Origin of the sequence: Variovorax sp. R-27 (assembly GCF_049913215.1) — a bacterium.
GTDB lineage: Bacteria > Pseudomonadota > Gammaproteobacteria > Burkholderiales > Burkholderiaceae_C > Variovorax.
Map to the genome: position 1 here is coordinate 5,786,656 of NZ_CP183984.1, position 19,171 is coordinate 5,805,826.

A 19,171-nucleotide genomic window follows, 5' to 3' on the forward strand; every position below is an offset into this window, starting at 1 on the left:
GGTCAGCAAAGGGCGGTGGATCCGACCAGTCGATACAACACCTTCTAAGATCCGAGAAGTGCTGTGCAGGCTTTAACGCGTCCCCTGTACAGTTCGATTTTCTCGTTTGAAGCGGTTACGGCCAATGCGGCGAGAGCCGCTGCCGGAGCGATGGCCTTCGGCGTCACACTGTCACGCTTTGCCTGTGCGACCTCTTTCAGTTTCCCGAGATCGGGGGAACCTAGTGTGATCTTGATCTGTAGGCTACGCAGCCGGTCACGCACTTCGATGAAGGCGTCACGTGCAACACGCAGTACTTCAGGTAGTGCATCAAGGCTGGGCTGACCCACCGCAGTGAATTGAGCCGCGGGCAACGCGGCGGCGTCTAGATCCCGAGTTTCCAGGGACAGACATCGCATGGCTCTGGCCGCCTGATCATAGTTGGCAGCCTGCACATCAAGCCTGTAACGTTCGCTGTAAATGCTGCTACCTACGGTCCCCAGCCCGCCTGTCACAACGGCCCCGGGTGACTTCGCTGCACCACCAAGGATAGCAAGTACAGACGAGAAGAAGCCCACCTCTCCAGCACTCTGCTTACGCAGGTTCAGTTGATCGGATGTATGCTGGTAGAGAAAGTAGTAGGCTTCAAACTCTTCAACTGCCTTCGGGAGATCAGAGAAGTTGTTCTGTGGCTGATAGCGAGCATATGGACCTTGCGCCCGCTCTTGGGTGCTTGCATAGTCAACTATCGGCAGGGGCGTCGCACATCCAGTCAAAACACCGCATGCGAGTGCGGCAAAGATGCAACCTCTTCCCATTGAGTTCTCCGGCGAACGACTTTTAGAGCATTGCATCAACGCATGCACGAGCGAATACCACCGAGCGATCCGCGAGCGCTATGGCAGAGTGTTGCTCAGCCCGTATTTAGTCCTGGCAGCGTTAATTTCCTCAATGGACATCAGCTTTAGCACCTCGAAATGCATGCCATCCAATCGTCGGCGGTAGAGGCCACCCCACCCCATACAAAAGTCCTGAGCGACTGGAACCAACGGAAGTAGGCTCCCGTTCTCACCGGGGAAGGCCGGCAGATGCCCCAGCCAGTTCGCGCTGGCGTTGATGTCGAATGCCGTACCCCATGCATGGTTGCTCAGTTCAGGGGCAAGCCCTCGCTTGTATCGAGGGACCCAGAGACCATCGAAAGTGGTGATCCGAGCAAGCAATCCTAGTGCTGCCCATGCAGAAAAGACCGCTTGAATCTGTCTAGCAGCCTTCTTGTGCATCAGCTGTGTGGTCGCCGCCTTCGACCCAGTGATCGTCGCGAGTTCAGGCACCTCGAACGGAGCAATCCATTCCTTGTCAAAGCCGTTGACGATGCGGATCGCATCCTTCCCCTTCTCAGGTGCCGGATCGGCCACAATCTCGCCGAAAAGGGCAACTTGCAGCTTTTCACCAGCATCCGGCAAGGATGAATCCCGCTTCGGGTAATCAACGTCCATCGCTGCAGCGATCGCTTGAGGGTTCAACCAGTCCTGGTCGGTGATGGCGCACGCGTAGCCGAAGGTCTGATTGCCGGGGATGCCGTCGACAGCAATTCGTACGCTCGAGTTGTTTCTTTTCGCCGCATCCGCGAGCATGACCTGAAACGCCTGCGTGGCTTGCTTGGATGCCTCCGTGAAGACGCCCGGGCTAGTCCACCAGTCCGCCTCGGAGAGAAACCCCTTCTCACGCAAGAAGCGGTTCCACAGCTGCGCAAGAGGGCCCGGATCGTTGACTCGAAGCGTAGGCATATGCTGAACTCCCGAGGTCGGCATGACATTGAGCAGCTCAGCCTACCGAGCTTCGCGATTCAAAGCGATACCACAAAAGAGCCTTGCCAACTTTTGAATCTTGCGGTATGTATAAGCAATCGCTGCGGTCAATAAATTCCGTGTTCCTGATACATCTCTCCGAGCGGGATGTGAATGCCATATAGCAGTAGGAAACTTTGTTCATGATCTGCATTTCGACTGTTCACCACTATGAAGGGACATAGCGAGATTTCGCGTCGCTGAATGGGTAGGGTCACCTCGATACATCAGTTGGCAGTGCGAAGTGACGCTCCCGGAAAGTACGCATAACGTGCGTATACCGTCATCGCGGCGGTCGTATCTGAGAGGCGTCATAGCTACATACGCAAGATCGATTGGAGCGAGAGGAACCATGATTCACTCAGACAACACCCGCCGAGGCAGCACGAATATGCGTTGGCTTGCTGGGATGGCTCTGACCATCAACTTGGCCGGTTGTGTATCACCGCCTCCCAACCCAGTAGGCAACACGCCTATCGAGGACTCGTCAACCAAAGTTCCAGCGGTGTCGGCCGTATTGAGGGTTGAATCCAGACCGACGGTACCCGCGACATCACCGCCCATGTCGCCGACGCAGATGTGCAGCGCGATCTCTGCGGGCCTTGCCAAACTAAAGCCTGGGGAGCCATTGGTTGCCCAAGCCGCAAAAGGCAAGACTTGGAAGGCCTTATACGATGACTGTGACCGTACTGACCGCTTCGCCGGCTTCGCTCTGCCAAAGCACAAAGGGAAGCAGCTGCGGTGCTCGAGCGACGCGAACCGGGTCGCATTTGTCTCTCGCTATTCCGACGGTACGGTGGTCTTTAATTCGAAGGCCGCGGTCGATGCCGATGGCTCTCCGGTGATCGGCGGCAGCGGCTGGCCCAACAACGTAGAGACCTGGCTTACTTTTGACAAGAGTTCGAGAGATCACTTCGTCAACGCGGAGTTGGTGCCATTCATCGTCATGCCGCTACCACCGCGCGACAAGCCCGACCTATCACTGATGAAAGACACCGGTGTTGGCAAAGGGGACCTAGCGGTTGTCGTAAAAGGTGATCGATGCTCCCTGGCCATTGTCGGCGACGCCGGTCCATTTTTTCGGCTCGGCGAGGCCTCGTTGCGTACCCATGAGGACCTCGGCAATCCACAGTGCGCCGTTCAGGGACAGTCACCTTGTCGTGCCCTAAAGAAAGGCAGCGGAGTGGGTATTCCATCGGGGGTGACCTTCATTGTCTTTCCAGGCACACGTCCAAAGCCGCTGGAGAGCCAAACGGTCAATGCGGTCGCAGATAAAGCTGCAGGTGATCGGGTGCTCAAATTTCTCTCTACTTACGCAAGGTGAGATCGCGTTGAAGTCGATCAAAGCCTTGTGGGTGCTGATCGAAAGTTGCGCGGTTTAGCTGGTCAAGATTGCATCGGCACTAAGACTCTAGGCATAGGGCGGACCGGCCGGCGGCCTCTCCTGCATTGGCGTTTCGGACTGTTTCCGTGCGACCAACGTCCTAGCGGAGATCCGGGCTCTTTAGGCTGGCGTGATTTTTCTGTAATTCCACGCGCTCAAGTCTTCCGTCGGGGAACTGCTTGTGCACCACACCGTCTATGAGTACGGCCTTCGGCAACCCAAGCCTCTCTCGCTCCTCGGCGATCTTTTTAAACCGATCCATCAGACGGCCCTTGAACTTAGGCGTTTGCGTCAAATGAAGCACTGACTTGTCCATGGTGAAGATCCTTTAACTCGTGCGGCTGTAGTCGGATGACAACTACGACATCTACCCCAACATGCTGAAAGCGCCAAGCGATTTCGAACCGAGCGGCCGGAGGAGAGAAAAATAGATTGCCTGCTACTCACTTTCTCAATCGACCGCTCGGCGGATGGCGAGCGTTTGTCTCGCTGCGCTCGCGGTTAGCCAATCCTCTCGCATCGGGATGAGTCCCATCTTGGCGAGCCCTTTCAGGTGGGACAGGGGCCTTTCTATGCGATCGTCAACGCAGACCCATCCATCGCGCAAGGCGGCCAGCGTCGCCCGTCCATTCGCCAACAACATGAAGTCCCATTCGGATAGGCACAAGTCATCGATTTCGACAGGCTCAACAGCGGTCAGGGACCCGGCACAAGATTGACATTGCCTCAGATAGGCGACACCCGATCTTTTTGGCCCCGCGCAAATCATGTCGAATGGCAACACGACCGGCTGTTGACAATGCGGACAAGCATCTTCCAGCAAACAGTGATGGGCCGGGCAAAAGCGCCAGGGAACGAACCGGCAGTGCACCTCGATGTAGTTTTCCCTTTGGGAGCGCAAGCACTGCGGACAGAACCTATAGCGTGGCCGACCCGCTTGAGTTGTGAGCAGCAAACGGGATCCGTCGGTCCCAAGCCCTTTGACTCGATCGAAAATCTTGGCGGCAAGCACGAACTGCAAATGCACGCCGCTTCGCATGGCCGCTTGCCGCCCGGCATCGGAGGCAATCGCCAAGTCAAAATCTCGGATTTTGAAGAGGTTCAAGTGGGCTAGCAGCGAAGCGACCGTTTCTCCTTGCGAGAGGGCTGCGCGGGTCAACCAAGAGGCGGGGGCTTCTAGTGGCATGAGTACGGGCAGCCCGGCCAGTGCGTGCGTACTTTTAGATTTCGGCATAGTCAAAGAGCTCGAGTTGCCCTTTGGACGGCCGTCCTCCGCGCCGCCGAGCAGGTCGGATGGAATCCGACAGCTCACCGCCCAGCATTTGGAGCAGCTGAAGAGCTACTTTTTGGTCGGCTGCTTCAACCCCCTGTTTCGCCAACCGTTGTAGTCCAGGTTCATAGACTAGGAGGCGCAGCGTCTGGGGTCTTCCTACGGCTTGATCCAGCATCATGTTCGTGCGATCCAAGCCTCGCTCGACGATCTCCGCCATCTCACCAGGACTCGGTATTTCCACTGCCTGCGCCGAAGACATCCGCTCTCCAGGTCGACTCAGTGCGCCGAGTGCATGAATGAGACGGGATGCGCCGTCTGGACTGACGTGAGAAACCCAACTTGGTAGCGCGGAGGTGCGCATGCTCGTGAGGAGCATCGCGCCATCCCGGCCCAAGAGGCCTCGCATTGCCCCGCACCACGCCAGAATCCGGGCGGACGGCTTGGCCGATGCCGCCGAGCGCCGAAGATATCGGCCACAACTGCAAATTTCTACGGCGGGACGCAGCCATGACAATGCGGTGCCGCAGTGCGGGCATCGGTCCATCAGCATCGTTCGGTGAATAGGACAGGCAGGGGCAACCGTAACCTCCCACTCCGCTTTGCAGCTTAAGCATTCGAGCAGGCACTCCGGGCAAACCTGAGCATGTTTGATTCGCAGCGAAGCAACGGAGCCCCAGTCCCACCCGAGATAGGAGTACCGTCTTCGTCGATCCACATGCCGCCGGTTTTTCAGGCGCGTGATCAACCACTCTGGCGATACACCGGTCAAGAAGGCGAACGCTTCCATGTCACGGTTCGTCATCCAGCGGATCGATCGCGCACCCGCGTGATTTGCAAGCTCAGGGAGCGTTACCCCGTTGGCGTACGAACACCGTAGCAGAAAGCTCAGACCGGACTCGTCTTCCCGAGCCGGAACGACCACCGGCAGAGGCTGGAACTCATTCAGCATACGGATTGCCCAGGCTGGCGTGTTTTCCGTAGACGCGATCAAAGGCCGTTCGCAAGTGTTCCACCCCGATCTGAGCGAAGCCGCCTTCAGCGGCGATCAAGACGGCTTCGGTCACGAGTCGCTTGAACGCCCGCAGATTGCCGGCGGTGGCCTTCTGCATTCGCATGGCTTCGTCCTTCTCGGCGAGCAGGCTGAGGTCCATTCCTTTGCTCTGCCTCACAAATGCCCTGACGAAACCTTGCCACATAGATCCGGCCTCGAATGACTGAAGGAGGTGACGTGCACTGATTCGACTTGCAAGGTGAAGATCCACACCGGTCAGATCGGCGAGCTCTTCCCCACCGAACAAGGCGATTCCCAAAGGCACTTCGTCCATCAGTTCCCGAAGACAGTCGGTGACGTTGTTGCCTTCTTCGGTGCGGATGCGCATCCGGGTCTGCAGCAACAGGTGGTGCGCCTCATCGACAAACAGGAGGCGTGTCCCTTTTTGCTTGAGCGCGTCGATCAGCACGTTGCGTTTCACTCCCAAGGTCTGCGCGCTGACATTGGGAAAGGGGTACCGTATCTGGCGCAACAGACCACCCACGAGCTGGCCGACCGTTGGCCGTTTGGAAAGTCGGACCGCGAGCGCTCCGTGTCCGGACTCAAACAGGTTGGACCTCGGCAACGAGCTGCGGAAATATCGGATCAAGGCGGTCTTTCCCGAGCCTGTGGGACCGCTCACGACGACACCCTGCTGTGTAGAAAACTCTCGACTGAGCTGGAATACGCGATCGCAGCTGGCCAGGATGTCCTTGAAGCCAGGGTGACTGACCATGATGCGATCGACCGGCACGGCGGCGGTCAAGGCCTGAGATGAGTAAGTGAACAACCGCCTCGCGATGGTATGCCGCTCCTCTTCGTCGGGGCAATCGACGTCGCTTTCGTTGCTGTCGCGCGCGCTCATCGGACCTCCATGTCGAAGGCATCAAACTCCGGGATATCGCTGGCACCCGCCTCTCCTGACGCGAGCACGATGTTTTCGATGAGAGGAGCGTCCTGAGATTTGGCCAGGCTCGATTCGGTGGATTTCGGAAACCCTACAGAAGTCAGACCTGCCGCGCGAGCGGCCAGCAACGAGCTCTTGCGGCTCTTGGGGCGACTCGCATCCATCCAATGATCATGCAGCCGCATGCGCGCTTCCCAAAGATCGTCTATGGCCCCTTTCTTGGATAGCGCGTCGCGTGCGAACTGCCGGATCGTCAGATGTTGATTCCACGACAACCCATTCGCGTAGTCGAGCTGGCGAGACGGACTTTTCACCCACTCGGTCGGACGCTTGGGGTGCTGGATGTACAGGTGACCGATGTCGTCGGGATCCCATTTGCACAGCGTCTTGAAGTTGCCGCCAAGCTCGCTCCGCCAGGGCAGCAGCTCCTTCGAACCGTAACGGATACCGCGGAGCTCCACGCCGCCTTGAGAAACGGTCAGATGCTTGGATAGCCCGGAAACGAGGCGCAAGTTCTCCATGCTTCCCGGGTAGACCGCTGGAGGGCAGCGTTCTAATCCCTCTTGAAATAGATCCAACGGTCGCGCCAGCTTTCGCGCATTGATCGTCAGCGGATGCTCTTCCGCGACAAACATCGTGAGGCCCTTGACCAGGTCATCGAAACTGATCACGGCATCCTTGTAAGGATCGACGCGGGTTGCGTTGGCGACTTTTCGATGCACTCGTCCACGCGCCAGCGTCAGAAAATTGAGTTCGGCGAAAAAGCGCTCGACGTGTGGTTTGAGCCAAGGTGTGCGCACCCGGCAATAGGTCATGTCGATCCCAAGCTCCCAAGACATCCGCTTGAAGGCGTGGGAGTGAAACTCAAGGCCGTTGTCGAGGACCCATTCGTCTGCCAACCCATAGGACAACCAGGGGCGCGCCAGGCCGAGTTCGGTCGTCAATTCATCTTTGGGAAGGACTGAGCTTCGCAGCACACCAGAAACACTGCTCACGCCGGCGCCGTAGAAGCTGAGATAGAAGCCGAGGATGTAGCTCGAGTAAGCATCGATCGCAACGGTCAGCAATGGTCGGCCGAGCGGCAAGCCAGTGCGGACGCAGACAACGACATAGTTCAGCGGCGTGTGATCCACCTCGACTCGCTGGAGCGGATACGCCGCGCCCGCCCCCTCCATGCTTGTCCGACAAACCATCCGCGCTCGCGCATCTCCATCGCGCGCAGCAATGCGCCGGTAGGCGTCAACATCCTTGGCGCGTCGCGAAAGGGTCGTAAAACTGACTTTTGCTTCTGCCTCCTGCAACTGCCCGTTGCACACCGCCATCTTCAACTCCCGCCTTAGGCAGTCGTGCGCGTGACGCAGCGAGTGACGATCTCGGGTGAGATAGTTCGCCACGAGAGTTTGTGCGATGAGCTTTTCCACGACCTTGGGAAGTCGGCGCTGACGGACCTGAACCTTGCCCTGGCTCACTAGCGCAACAGGGTTCATTTCCGCTTTCTCATACGCGCGAATCCAGCGCATGACAGCCGATGCCGAAGGCGGGGAAGCATCTCCTTCAGCCTCTGCCGCGCAGCGAATGGCCTTGGCGACGCGGGAGCGTTGACCTCGACTCACGTGTGCAGCCCGTACTGCCCGGACATAGCGAAGCCGGTAGTCGATTTGTTGTTGCCACGCCAATTTGAGCGCCGACACATCGGCTATTGCGGCCGATGCTTCCTCAAACGTCTGGGTCGAGTCGGTTCTCGCCGGATCAAGAACGATCTTCATTCGACCGCTCCACACCCGGCGGACCAGCTCGGCCTCACGCATGTTCTGGACCCGACGCGTCAGCACTTCCTCGAGTTGCACAACCCCATCGGGCAGCACCCTGACAAGTTCCAGACTGCGCTCACCACAGCGCAGCGTCAAACCAACGGTCAGTGCGAAATTCATGTGAAGCCTCCAAAGGATTCAACGGAAAGACAAGACTGGAGTCATCGATGGCCACCGACCTGGAAACCCGCACCGCACGGGTGGCGATCAGGTGCAGCACATCAACACGCGATGCGGCGCTTCGTTTCGCGAGCGACCCGATTGCCAGGCCGCGCGGACATTCACCCACGCAGGCAAGAAGGCGAAGACGAGCCGCCGGATCTATTCCGGATTTGCGGTAACGCAGGACCAGCGCTGCCCGTTCGTGCGTTTTGGCACGTCGGATCGATGTCTCGTCCAGCACCAGAAAATCCACCTGATGCGCTTTCAGCTCGGCGCGCGCAAAGTCAAAGACGCCTCGATAGCGCTCGACGCGCTCTCTCGGCTTGATCTCTACGACGACACGGGTTCCGTCAGCGTGCGTCACAAGGAAGTCCGGGGTGTACCGGCGACCTGACGGCTGCTTGAGCTGGAAAGGCTGATGCCGCAGTCGAACAACGCTCGGACTGAGCGCGGCGCGCAATACAAAGTCGCGTTCAAGGGAAGACTCGCACTCCACCGGTTCTTCGAAGATGCCCGGCAAATTCAGCCGGCGCACGGTTCGAATAGGCGAACGCGAGACCACCCTGCGCGCGGGCGCAGGGGAATCAAAGTCCATGGAGTTCTCCAGCCAAAAGAAGACCATCCCGACCTTCAAAAAAGTCGAGTCAATTCTTGACAGGGGGGCTTCGCCGGAAGAAACTGCGGTTGTCTACGCCGTTGAGGTCTCTTCAGCGGAAGCGCCGCCAGCCGAAAGGTTGAGCGGCGTTTTTTTACATAGCTACCTCCTCGTTTTTGCGAGAGCTATTGGGATCATTGAACCCGGCTTGCGTGCTAGCAGCGCGCTCAGCCGAAAGCTCGAGCATGTCGGCGATCTCTTCAGTCCAAGCAAAGATCCCCCGCCGCCCAGGGAGGTTGAACGCCAAAAAAGGGAGCAGCCCTCGACTGTGCGCTGCATTGAGTGACGTCGTCGATCGATAGTGCAGCACCTTGCAAAGTGCGACGGCATCCATCACGGGGCCAAATTCAGACCACAGTCGCTGTTTTAAGCTCGTAGGCACGATTCAACCTAAAAATCAAAGATCGAGAGAGTCCTTCTTTCTTCAATGTTCTCTCAAAATTTTCAAGCTGTCTATGTGATTTAGGTGCATCTAGCAGCACGCCGAATCATTGATTCTCCCAAGGGAAAATACAAACAACCAGCCAGCAATGGATATATCGAAGATTGAGGATTACTTTCCCCCATGGGCGGGAAATTTCATCGCATATATCAATTGATATTTAGCCGCTAAATTCGATGCCCACAAGCAAGCTTCTTTGAAGATTGCAGCCTACGTCCATGCAGCGACCCACGAGGTAGACAAAACTGACGTGCAGTTCGAAAAGTGAAAACAGTCTGAAGAGACATTCCTAGCGGGCAAGTGCTCGGCTAATCCGCGACTACGCGATGCACCGCTTGGGCTTTCCCATCGACCGGCATCCTGTACAAATAAGGGGGAAAATGCCGGGATGGCTACAGAAACGCCCACCGCCACCACAGCTCAAAGCTGGGCCGGCGATTCCCGCGCCCGCCGCGAGTTCATCGCCAAGTCGTTCGACAGTGCTGTTCAGTCGGACATAGAGGCTCTTGAGAGCGCACGCGCGATGGCCGCAAATATGCGCAGCGGCGAGCCTCTACAACGTGCGCCGGCTAGGTGAGCAAGCTACACCTAGCAGTCCGCCCTTCAGTTGCGCAAGAAGAGAATCCGTCGCTCTCGTAGGTCCTTGATTTTCTAGGCTGAGTTCGAGCGCTTCAGCTTCGAATTCTGACGACATGTTTACGCTGTGGCCCCGTGGGCTACCTGTCACGCCACTTCGGCTTCGCTGCGCGCGGACCAAAGGCATACCTGTGGATGGTTACCATCCCCTTGGCCAGCGGAATGGGAACAGCCTCATGCACAGGGGATACCCCGGCAAACGCTGCAATCACATCCTCCTGCCCGAGGCTCTGTGAGATGACTGCTTCGTAAGCAAAGCGGCAGACCATCGCATTGATGTGATCCACCATTTCGGTATCAGGCACATCGCTGTGCTGCAAACCATGGACTCTGAAGACTTCTTTGTAGTGAGTCGAGCCAACGAGGGCTAGTTTCGGGCTAACCGGGAACACGAGGAACACTGGGCCGCCTGGCTGAATGGTGTACGGCCGTTGCTCCTCGAATGACAGTGACGGGTCGAACCAGAGCACCGGGTTATCACTCGTGAGAAACGGGCGCTCAGTCTCGTTGTGGACTGCCGCGAAGCCAACCATCGAGAAGAGCTGCCCCATTCCCTGCATCATGGCGACCATCGAATGAATGGACTGGTGCGGGTCGATAGAAACCTGAACGAGGTCCGGCAGGTTCTCAAGGCCCGGCGGTGGCGGCGGCAGCTTGCCGTTGGCAAGCATGACCTTCATCGTGTCTTTGACCGTCTGCGCCAGCATCGCTTCGGCGGCGTCGCGGCTGGCTGGCACCCGCACGCGCTGCAATGCCATGAACTGGAAGATGTTCTCGAGCCGGTCGTTCACATCACCCCGTTGGTGCAGCTTGGCTACGGTCTCGGGCCAATGGCTTTCAATTTCTGAGAACACGGCTTCGAGCGCGTTGTTGTCCTGACCACCTTCGGGGATCGGTTGCGAGTAGTAGTACTTGCGGAACTGAGTCGCGTCCGGTACCTGGTACAGCGGTTCCGCTGGACAATCCTTTCGGTACACGCGCAATTTCCCCTGCGGGTCGCAAAAAGCCTTCAGGTAGGCTTTCGGTACGTAGTGGTGGCGCTTGGTCTGTTGCATGTCGGGAAGCGTATGTCAGAGCAGCAAAGTGCTCAACTAGGTACGCGCAAGCGAAGCTGTAGCCGCCTCTTCCGCCCCGTACGCGGCTCCGTCCAACAATCGTTCGTACAGATCCATCGCTCGGCTGCGAAGCGGATCCATAGACCGTTGAAGTGCGACGGCAATGGATACGAAGCTTTCGCCGTACGGCATCCGCACGCGCGACTCGCCCTTCGCAAACATGAGTTCCGTACTGCGTTCTGCCAACTCAAGGACCAGTTCCTCGAAGTCTGGGTTGAGAAGTAGCTCCTGTAAGTCGCGTGTGAAGCTCCTGTCGAGACAAACCCGCAGCACCGCAGGATTGTTAGCTATAGCGCTCAACATCTCTTTGGTGAATGCGTCCGCTGTCAGCGAATCCCGATGAGACACGGCGCCAGCAATCGCCAACGCATCGTGACCGTTGGCCTGCGGCGCAAAACGCATCAATACACGATGCGCCCCTTGCCGGAGCGCACGAGAATCCTCATGCCAGACGATGGACGCGGTGAAGAGCGCGCCTAGACGTTCCGGTGTGTCCGGCCCCTCGAGAATTTGCTCCAGTTGCTCGGATGCAGTCTTGTCTTCGGAATCAAGGAGCACTGTCGCCATCAGTAACTCGCCTGCGGCTTGCCGATTTCCGGCATCGTCTCCTTTCAACCAACGATTCCGCACCGCCTCCATCACCTCGCCGGCAACTAGATCGCGGTTGCGCCACAGGAAGTCCGCGACATATTTGTCTGAAAACGCGTCCGGGAACCTGTCCCAGATCGCTTGTATGAGTCGCATTGCACGCGAGCGGTCCGACCAAAACAACGGTCGCCCGCGAAAGATCAACAAGGCTGTCCAGATGGCAGGGTCTTCAGAACGATCTACATGTCGTTCCAAGGCAGACAACCACCCATTCCAGTCCGGCTCTGTGCGGCCCAGCAAGCCGGCCGCCATCGCTGTAAGCAAAGTAAAGTTGTCTTGCGGAAGGATGCGCATTCCTCCTGGAACTCGACGGAACACGATTGGTGCCGCTTCAGTTTTGTGGCCACGGTTCGCTGCGCGATTGCGCTGTTCTAGGTCGAGCCTTGCCGCAATCCGCTCATTGGTACGCTGCGGATCGTTGATGATCCACGACTCCAGCAACGCAACATCCTCGGCAACCGAGCCCGCGTCACGTTCTGCCAAGCGCTGCAAGGCCCAGGACGTGTCCCTTCTCCAGGTCTTGCTGGCAAAACCTTCTCGATGCCATTTCCAGACAAGGGTACGAACACGCTGAGCATCCACGTTCGAATCCTCGGCAACGACACGAAGCAACTCGCCTGCGGCATTCTCGTGTCGACCAGGCAGAAAGCGAGTCTCCGCGATGCGCAAAGCGCGGTCCGAATGAGCCTTGCCAAATGCCGCGAAGGCGCGCGCCAACTCCACCGAACCACCGTCGCGGTGCACCCCACGCCGCCCTGGCCGACGGTCGGTGTCGTCCGCAACCTCGTCGATCATCCTGAAAACGTCATCGTCGGAGGCATTGCCCATCTGCTGCTCGGACATCGGTGATCCAACAAAAGATGCCATTGTCGGACCAGGTCCACCTCTGAGATCTGGCTGCGTGGCACCCCATTCCTGAATCTGCCGGTACCGGCGTGGCTCCAGAACCTGCGCAGGCAATAGCCCCAGCAGCTTGAACCGCCTCTCCTGAGCCCAAATGCGACGCTGGCGTCTCGTTGACGCATCGGAGTCTTCCCGCGCTTCATGCAGGTATGGGTCCCAGGATTCGATGTTTGCCCGAAGAAGTTCAACTTGCTCTGCGCCGAGCTGCGGAACGATGGCGCGCAAAAGCACCTGCGTCGACCATCCATCTATCAGATGAACCACACCGTCGGCGTCTTGAGGGAAGGCCATGCCGACGTGCAGCCGACGCGAGTCCCCAAGCAAGTACGCGACACCTTCGTTTGCCAACACCATGCTTCCGGCGGCGAGGCCTTCAGCAATCAGCGCCTGCACTTCCGCCACTTCGACGTCCTTAAATGGCTCGATCAAGCGCATGAATTCATGCGGATGCTTCTTGGCACAGGCAAGGAGCACAGACTTCGTGATCCCGAAGATGCCGTCCTCAGCGTGCTCGTGATTCCACCAGTAGGGCAGACTTGTCGAAGACGGGTAGGCATCCAGCAGGCCTCGTGATCCATGTGCATCTCGGCTTGCCACGTGCACGAACCATGACAGGAAGGCGTTCGCATAGGCTCGTATTGATCGCTCCGCGAGCTTTCCCAAGCCGTGAAATTGCAACCGGTCCTCGTCGCTGACCTCCACGCGATCAAGGTGAATCTTGAATAGATCCGCGGCACGGTCGTCGCCCAGTTTTTCCGCATAGCCAACGATCATGTAGCCGTCGATTTTCTGCCGCGCGAACACCAGCCGGAGGCGCTCGACAACTGCAGGAGACCATTGGCCCGACTTGGAAAACACCTCGAACGCCTCGATATCGCGTTCGGGCACACCCCAATGCACCGCAATCGAACGGACCACGAAATCGTCATCGAGCGGGGCTTCCGCAATCAACAACTGGACGGCGCTCCACCGTAGCTTCGCATTGCTCATGATGTCAGGCATCAACGGGAGAAGATGCTCGCGCCAATCCGTCCAATGTGAAGTGATTCGCGCGAGGGCTCGGCGCGCCAACGGCACATCGCTGCGCACAAGGTGTTGCAGCCAGCCCCGCTCTCGCTTAGAGGGTTGCTGTTGACCAGCCACCATGTCCACGACGAGATGGCGAAGGTGCCGCCGCGTCCTGGCGTTCCCCAGCAGCGCATCAATCGCCTGTTCATAGGCGGATAGATCGAACGCCCGCAGGCGCTGCAAAGCCCGCAGCACGGTCGCCCGTGCGAAAAGCCCATCCTGCCGCTGCCAGGCATAGTTCGCCAAAGACTGGCCGGTTGAAAAATTCTTGGCCTGAAAATCATCCAACCAGGCTTGGTGGCTGAATCCCACCAAACCGTTCTGTCTCACAACGATACCGGACGCCACGGCGACTTGGATCGCTTGGGGATCTTGGAATTCGTAGACATCTGCAGGCCGCCATAAAGACTCGCTCTCGGTCATGTCGGTGGCCAGCCTTTCCAAGAACTTGAGCACCTGCTGTCGAATGACGGAGTCGCCGAGGTCTGCGGATGTCAGCCAAGTGTTGAGCAGTTGCGAGGCGATCAGTTCGCGACCGAGAACGCCCCGGCGGAGGATGTCAACGAAGACGCGCAAAGCAAAAGGACGTCTCAGCGTTTCGCTCAACGCCTCCGGAATCTCCTTCACTGAAATGTGCAAACGTTGCAAAAGTGCGTGGACCTGCTCTTGGCTGGGCAATGCCAACTGGACGACCTTGGCACCTAGGGACTGAAAACGGGCGTCATAGTCCGCCTCAAAGGGTCTTGAAGAAACGAGAATGTGCACGGGCGGTGCAACCCGTTCAACACGCTTCTTGTCTTGGAAATGATGGGCGATCTGAAGCAGAAGCCGCATCCGCTCCGACGACCGATCCATGACCTCGCTGACCGCATCCAATTGATCAATCAGAACGACGACGGGGGCGGTCCACGCCAAGGCCTCGATCTCACCGAGCAAGTGGCCACGCAATCCCAGCGCTTCCGACACATCGCTCAGCGTTCTCACATGGGTGGGAAGAAGGTCCGCCTTGATGGCGAAGACGACCACTCCTTGCGACTGGAGACGCTCAACCAGCTCAGCGAACAGCGCCGACTTCCCGGAGCCAGATTCGCCGATGACTAGGGTGCAAGCATAGGGATGCTCACGAATGCGCTGCTGAAGTACCTCCAGTTCGGGCCGGTCGATATGCTCGCCGCGGATCGTCTGCGGCCAGGACCGGAGAGCTTGGGAGGCCACCTTCGCATCGGCCCGTGCCTCGTCAATGTCGACCACATCGGCAACCGTGGCCGGAACGAGCTGCTTCTTGATGCGGAGGACTGTGGATCGAACCTCTTCGAGAGATTGATCGCGGATCGGGTCTCGCCAGTGCTTGGATGCGTAGAGAGCCGGACGTAGGCGCGTCAGAAACAGAGAGAACGCGCGCTCCAACTCGCCCCGCCGGGTGTGGAACAACTGCGACAAGGTCTCCTCCAGTGAGCGTCCGCGCAGAAAAGGCTCCACGAATCGCTCTATGTAACTCCGGGCGATCTCTGCTTCGGGTTTGTCGACGGTTGGATCACGCAGGAAGTGCAGCACTGCCGGTGCGACCACGCGATGGACGAAAGTCTCCGAGCGAAAGTCTTCTGCCAGGATCGGCACATCGGCTATCGCGCCTTCCATGGCTTCGTCGATGGCTTTGATCAACTCCGCCTTCGCTTCCCTCTCGTTCCATCGGCGCATGACGGCGCCAGTGGCTGTGTCTCCCACCCTACCTATAGCCCAACCAATGCCACCTTCAATAATTGCTGTAAAGACTGGCAAATCGCCCCCGTCCTATTGATCATGTATTTCGGTCCGGCGCTAGCTGCTCGCAAACTCTCGAGACTGACATGCGCGTTCGTCAAGTTTTGCATTGTCGGAGGTTTCCAGTAGGCGTCAGAGTTGACCGGCGGAGCTGCTACTCAATCATTGGTGTCCGCTGGCAGCACTCAGTAGGAAAAGGACCGCTATCCAGCGATTGCTGCCGATGTAAGGTCGTGCACAGGAGGCTGCAATGGGGCCAGAAGCGGACGTTCACACTCGAATCACGAAAGATGGTTGAAGGCTGATTGCGGTCATGCACCTAGGGCCGAATAGAACGGATACTTGGTCGCATAGTGCATGCGACTTTGGGAGAGACATGGCGCGCATCCGACGGCTGGAAATCCGCAACTTCCGCTCGATCAAGTCGCTCGATTGGGCGCCTTCACCCGGCATCAATTGCCTCATTGGTCCAGGCGACAGTGGCAAGTCGACCATCCTCGACGCCATTGATCTATGTCTGGGCGCGCGGCGCAGCATTGCCATCGCCGACACCGACTTCTATGGGCTTGTCGTCACCGAGCCCATCGTCATCACGGTGACGCTGGGTGGCCTGTCCGACGAGCTACTAAGCCTGGAGGCCTACGGCGAGTTTCTGCGGGGGCATGACGCAATGACAGGACAGATCGAGCCGGAACCAAGGGCCGACATCGAGACCGCATTGACGCTACGCCTCGAGATCGGCGCCGACCTGGAACCGTCGTGGCTGCTGTACTCAGAGAGGGCGCAAGAGCAAGGTCTGGAACGTGGGCTCGCCTGGAAGCATCGCGCCGCGCTGGCGCCGGCGCGCATCGGCAACTACGCCAGCACTCATCTGTCTTGGAGCCGTAGTTCTGTGCTCAACCGGCTGACTGCCGAACGCCCCGATCTTGGAGCCGAGTTGGCTCGTGCAGCGCGGGACGCGAGGACAGGGTTCGGCAACCAGGCAGGAGCCCAACTGGCCGGGACTCTACAGGTCGTGACGCGTACCGCCACCACGCTGGGTGTGCCGGTGGGCCAGGCGCAGGCGATGCTGGACGCGCATGCGGTCTCCATTGGCGATGGTGCGATCGCACTGCACAGCGAAACCGGAATTCCTCTGCGCTCGCTGGGGACGGGGTCGGCACGCCTGCTAATGGCGGGGCTGCAGCGCGAAGCCGCTCAGGCAGCGACCATTGCACTCGTGGACGAAGTCGAATTCGGCCTGGAGCCTCACCGGCTCAAGCGCCTGCTCGATTCCCTGGGAGCCAAGGACGCGAACCTGCCCCTGCAGGCATTCATGACCACGCACTCGCCCGTTGCGCTGCGCGAACTCTCCGGCAACCAGCTGTTTATCGTCCGGCGCGAGGGTGATGGCCATGTCGTGCGCCCTGCGGACGTGACCGATCAGGTGCAAAGCATCCTGCGCACGGACCCGGAGGCGTTCCTTGCGAAGTCGATCCTGGTCTGCGAAGGAGCCAGTGAGATCGGACTGGCACGAGGCCTCGACCAGTACGGCGTGGAGGATCGCAACCTAACCTCGTTCTTCGCGCTCGGCGGCGCATACGTAAACGCAGGCGGCAGCACGCCAGACCAGTGTCTGGAGAAAGCGCTCGTCTTGCGCCGGCTGGGCTACAACGTGACTGCATTCATCGATGCAGACAAGGCGCCGACACCGGCGCTCCTCGCAACCCTCGCCGCCGAGGGTGTTGGTCTCCTCACCTGGCGGGCAGGCCGCGCGTTGGAGGATGAACTGTTCATCTGCATGACGGACACTGCGATCGACGCCCTGCTGGGCTACGCCATCGAACGCATCGGTCGCGATGACGTGGCCGAGCACATTCGGTCCAAGTCCGAAGGTCAGCGGACCCTCGAAGCCCTCGAGGCGGAGAGAGCAGCGCAGGGCGTTTATTCGGCGGCGACGCGTGAGCTCTTGGGCCGCGCATCCCGGGTCAGCAAGAACGGCTGGTTCAAGTCCGTCTCTGCCTATCAGCATGTCGGCCGCAGGATCGTGGGACCGCATTGCCAAAACTCTGAAGCCGGGTTCGTGGATGTGATGAATCGGCTGTGGGCATGGACCCATGCCGCCTGAACTCGACCTGTTCGCAGTCGCACGCGGGTCGGTCACTGCACCGGCGGGCTGTGGAAAAACGCAGCTCATCGCCGATACGTTGGCTGCGCACACCGGTAGCAAGCCCATCCTGGTCTTGACCCACACCAATGCCGGTGTCGCGGCATTGCGCGCTCGCATGGCTAGAACGGCGATCCCCAGCTCGGTCTACCGGATCTCGACGATCGATGGGTTCGCGATGCGACTCGCCGGGAAGTTTCCACTGCGCAGTGGCCTTCCTGCCCAGACGCTGGAGCTCGCCAATCCAGGCCAGGACTATCCAGCGATTCGAGAAGCAGCGGCCAACCTGCTTGAGGCCGGACACATCAACGCGGCGCTGCGGGCTACTTACGCGAGGCTCCTGGTCGATGAATACCAGGACTGCAATGCGGCGCAGCATCGCCTGGTGGCCTGGGCTGCGCAGACCCTGCCAACATGCGTGCTTGGCGATCCCATGCAAGCGATCTTCGGGTTCGGTGGCAATCGCCTGGTCAACTGGCAAGTCGATGTCGAGGCGCAGTTTCCTTCTGTCGGCATGCTGCAGACACCTTGGCGCTGGCGGCTGGCTGGCACCGAGGAGTTAGGGCAATGGCTACTGAACGCGCGGGCGCTGCTTCAAGCCGGACAGCCCGTAGACCTGCAGGGCGCGCCAGCTGAAGTGCAATGGGTGCACCTGGTCGCGGCGACGGCCGAAGAGCAGCGCCGGGCCGCCGCAAGGACGCGAGGGCGCAACGCGCAGGACAGCGTGCTCATCATCGGCGACGCGATGAATGTCCGCGGGCGCTACCAGCTGACTAGCCAGACACCTGGCGCGACGGTGGTGGAGCGCGTCGACCTTGTGGAGTTCATCCAGTTCGCACGAGTCTTTGACCCCGCAGGCGCCAATCCGCTGGGGCAAGTGGTCGAGTTTGCCGCAAGCCTGATGACCGGCGTGGGGGCGGTCGCGCTACTGGAGCGTGTGCGCGTTCTGCAGCATGGCAGGCCTCGCAATCCACCGACGCCGATCGAGGCTGCAGCCTTGGCGTTTGCTCAAGGTCCCAGCGTCGCGGAGGCTTCTCGTTTGCTGCAGGCCTTCGCTCGGCAGCCGGGCACTCATGTGTACCGTCCCGAAGTGCTGCGCTGCTGCCAGGTTGCCATGCAGGTCGCCGCTCGTGGGACTGGCACGTTTCACGCAGCGGCACTTCAAGCGCGCGAGCGTCAACGTCATATGAGCCGGCCGGTTGCTCGACGATCAGTTGGCAGCACCTTGTTGCTCAAAGGACTGGAGGCCGATGTTGCGGTTGTACTTGAGCCACAAGCAATGACGGCTTCACACCTGTATGTTGCGCTGACGCGAGGCGCACGGCAACTCGTGGTTTGCTCGCCCACCGGCATGCTTATGCCACGCCCGGGCAATTAAAGCCGCGGGCACCCTTTCTGCGCTGG

Annotated in this window: 14 protein-coding genes; 4 read left to right on the forward strand and 10 right to left on the reverse strand. The window is 59.2% G+C overall.

The features are described 5' to 3' along the window. Nucleotides 1-44 precede the first annotated feature (44 nt). Nucleotides 45-845, reverse strand: a complete 801-nt coding sequence (locus tag ACN9MV_RS27160) for a hypothetical protein (protein WP_426390329.1) — start codon at nt 843-845, stop codon at nt 45-47. A gap of 30 nt (nt 846-875) precedes the next feature. After that, nucleotides 876-1,766, reverse strand: coding sequence for a M15 family metallopeptidase (locus ACN9MV_RS27165; RefSeq protein WP_426390331.1), 891 nt, complete (start codon nt 1,764-1,766; stop codon nt 876-878). 622 nt (nt 1,767-2,388) lie between these two features. Between ACN9MV_RS27165 and ACN9MV_RS27170 the strand changes: the two genes are divergently transcribed. Then, on the forward strand, nt 2,389-3,150 hold the full coding sequence (locus ACN9MV_RS27170) for a glycoside hydrolase family 75 protein (RefSeq protein WP_426390333.1): 762 nt from the start codon (nt 2,389-2,391) through the stop codon (nt 3,148-3,150). Nucleotides 3,151-3,310: 160 nt separating this feature from the next. Here ACN9MV_RS27170 and ACN9MV_RS27175 read toward each other — a convergent pair whose 3' ends face one another. The 6 genes from ACN9MV_RS27175 to ACN9MV_RS27200 form a co-directional block, all read right to left on the reverse strand. Beyond that, complete coding sequence (locus tag ACN9MV_RS27175) at nt 3,311-3,526, reverse strand: hypothetical protein (RefSeq protein WP_426390335.1); 216 nt, start codon at nt 3,524-3,526, stop codon at nt 3,311-3,313. A gap of 135 nt (nt 3,527-3,661) precedes the next feature. Next, a complete protein-coding gene (locus tag ACN9MV_RS27180) occupies nt 3,662-4,444 on the reverse strand; it encodes a TniQ family protein (RefSeq protein WP_426393210.1) in 783 nt (260 codons plus the stop codon). Then, entirely contained in the window at nt 4,431-5,432 is a 1,002-nt protein-coding gene (locus ACN9MV_RS27185) for a TniQ family protein (RefSeq protein WP_426390337.1), read from the reverse strand. Before ACN9MV_RS27185 ends, ACN9MV_RS27180 begins: the two co-directional genes overlap by 14 nt. Next, complete coding sequence (locus ACN9MV_RS27190) at nt 5,422-6,378, reverse strand: TniB family NTP-binding protein (protein WP_426390339.1); 957 nt, start codon at nt 6,376-6,378, stop codon at nt 5,422-5,424. Before ACN9MV_RS27190 ends, ACN9MV_RS27185 begins: the two co-directional genes overlap by 11 nt. Continuing rightward, entirely contained in the window at nt 6,375-8,351 is a 1,977-nt protein-coding gene (locus tag ACN9MV_RS27195; RefSeq protein WP_426390341.1) for an integrase catalytic domain-containing protein, read from the reverse strand. Before ACN9MV_RS27195 ends, ACN9MV_RS27190 begins: the two co-directional genes overlap by 4 nt. Then, nucleotides 8,308-8,988 carry a TnsA endonuclease N-terminal domain-containing protein gene (locus ACN9MV_RS27200; protein ID WP_426390343.1) on the reverse strand — a complete coding sequence of 227 codons (681 nt, stop codon included), beginning with the start codon at nt 8,986-8,988 and terminating at the stop codon, nt 8,308-8,310. The genes ACN9MV_RS27195 and ACN9MV_RS27200 overlap by 44 nt, the downstream gene beginning before the upstream one ends. Between ACN9MV_RS27200 and ACN9MV_RS27205 the strand changes: the two genes are divergently transcribed. After that, complete coding sequence (locus ACN9MV_RS27205) at nt 8,987-9,334, forward strand: hypothetical protein (protein WP_426390345.1); 348 nt, start codon at nt 8,987-8,989, stop codon at nt 9,332-9,334. The two genes, ACN9MV_RS27200 and ACN9MV_RS27205, sit on opposite strands and share 2 nt — an antisense overlap. Nucleotides 9,335-10,206: 872 nt before the next feature. Here ACN9MV_RS27205 and ACN9MV_RS27210 read toward each other — a convergent pair. Continuing rightward, entirely contained in the window at nt 10,207-11,181 is a 975-nt protein-coding gene (locus ACN9MV_RS27210; protein ID WP_426390347.1) for a DUF4238 domain-containing protein, read from the reverse strand. A gap of 36 nt (nt 11,182-11,217) precedes the next feature. Then, nucleotides 11,218-15,558 (reverse strand): AAA family ATPase, encoded by a 4,341-nt coding sequence (locus ACN9MV_RS27215; protein WP_426390349.1) that lies wholly within the window; start codon nt 15,556-15,558, stop codon nt 11,218-11,220. 439 nt (nt 15,559-15,997) lie between these two features. Here ACN9MV_RS27215 and ACN9MV_RS27220 point away from each other — a divergent pair, with 439 nt between their 5' ends. Further along, entirely contained in the window at nt 15,998-17,728 is a 1,731-nt protein-coding gene (locus tag ACN9MV_RS27220) for an ATP-dependent nuclease (RefSeq protein WP_426390351.1), read from the forward strand. Further along, entirely contained in the window at nt 17,718-19,145 is a 1,428-nt protein-coding gene (locus ACN9MV_RS27225; RefSeq protein WP_426390353.1) for a UvrD-helicase domain-containing protein, read from the forward strand. Before ACN9MV_RS27220 ends, ACN9MV_RS27225 begins: the two co-directional genes overlap by 11 nt. Nucleotides 19,146-19,171: the final 26 nt, after the last annotated feature.

What these genes read in the sequence shown, in the direction of transcription:
- ACN9MV_RS27165 (WP_426390331.1), bottom strand. Translation starts at nt 1,766, where the DNA reads ATGCCTACGCTTCGAGTCAACGATCCGGGCCCTCTTGCGCAGCTGTGG.
- ACN9MV_RS27170 (WP_426390333.1), top strand. Translation starts at nt 2,389, where the DNA reads ATGTCGCCGACGCAGATGTGCAGCGCGATCTCTGCGGGCCTTGCCAAA.
- ACN9MV_RS27175 (WP_426390335.1), bottom strand. Translation starts at nt 3,526, where the DNA reads ATGGACAAGTCAGTGCTTCATTTGACGCAAACGCCTAAGTTCAAGGGC.
- ACN9MV_RS27180 (WP_426393210.1), bottom strand. Translation starts at nt 4,444, where the DNA reads ATGCCGAAATCTAAAAGTACGCACGCACTGGCCGGGCTGCCCGTACTC.
- ACN9MV_RS27185 (WP_426390337.1), bottom strand. Translation starts at nt 5,432, where the DNA reads ATGCTGAATGAGTTCCAGCCTCTGCCGGTGGTCGTTCCGGCTCGGGAA.
- ACN9MV_RS27190 (WP_426390339.1), bottom strand. Translation starts at nt 6,378, where the DNA reads ATGAGCGCGCGCGACAGCAACGAAAGCGACGTCGATTGCCCCGACGAA.
- ACN9MV_RS27195 (WP_426390341.1), bottom strand. Translation starts at nt 8,351, where the DNA reads ATGAATTTCGCACTGACCGTTGGTTTGACGCTGCGCTGTGGTGAGCGC.
- ACN9MV_RS27205 (WP_426390345.1), top strand. Translation starts at nt 8,987, where the DNA reads ATGGAGTTCTCCAGCCAAAAGAAGACCATCCCGACCTTCAAAAAAGTC.
- ACN9MV_RS27200 (WP_426390343.1), bottom strand. Translation starts at nt 8,988, where the DNA reads ATGGACTTTGATTCCCCTGCGCCCGCGCGCAGGGTGGTCTCGCGTTCG.
- ACN9MV_RS27210 (WP_426390347.1), bottom strand. Translation starts at nt 11,181, where the DNA reads ATGCAACAGACCAAGCGCCACCACTACGTACCGAAAGCCTACCTGAAG.
- ACN9MV_RS27215 (WP_426390349.1), bottom strand. Translation starts at nt 15,558, where the DNA reads ATGCGCCGATGGAACGAGAGGGAAGCGAAGGCGGAGTTGATCAAAGCC.
- ACN9MV_RS27220 (WP_426390351.1), top strand. Translation starts at nt 15,998, where the DNA reads ATGGCGCGCATCCGACGGCTGGAAATCCGCAACTTCCGCTCGATCAAG.
- ACN9MV_RS27225 (WP_426390353.1), top strand. Translation starts at nt 17,718, where the DNA reads ATGCCGCCTGAACTCGACCTGTTCGCAGTCGCACGCGGGTCGGTCACT.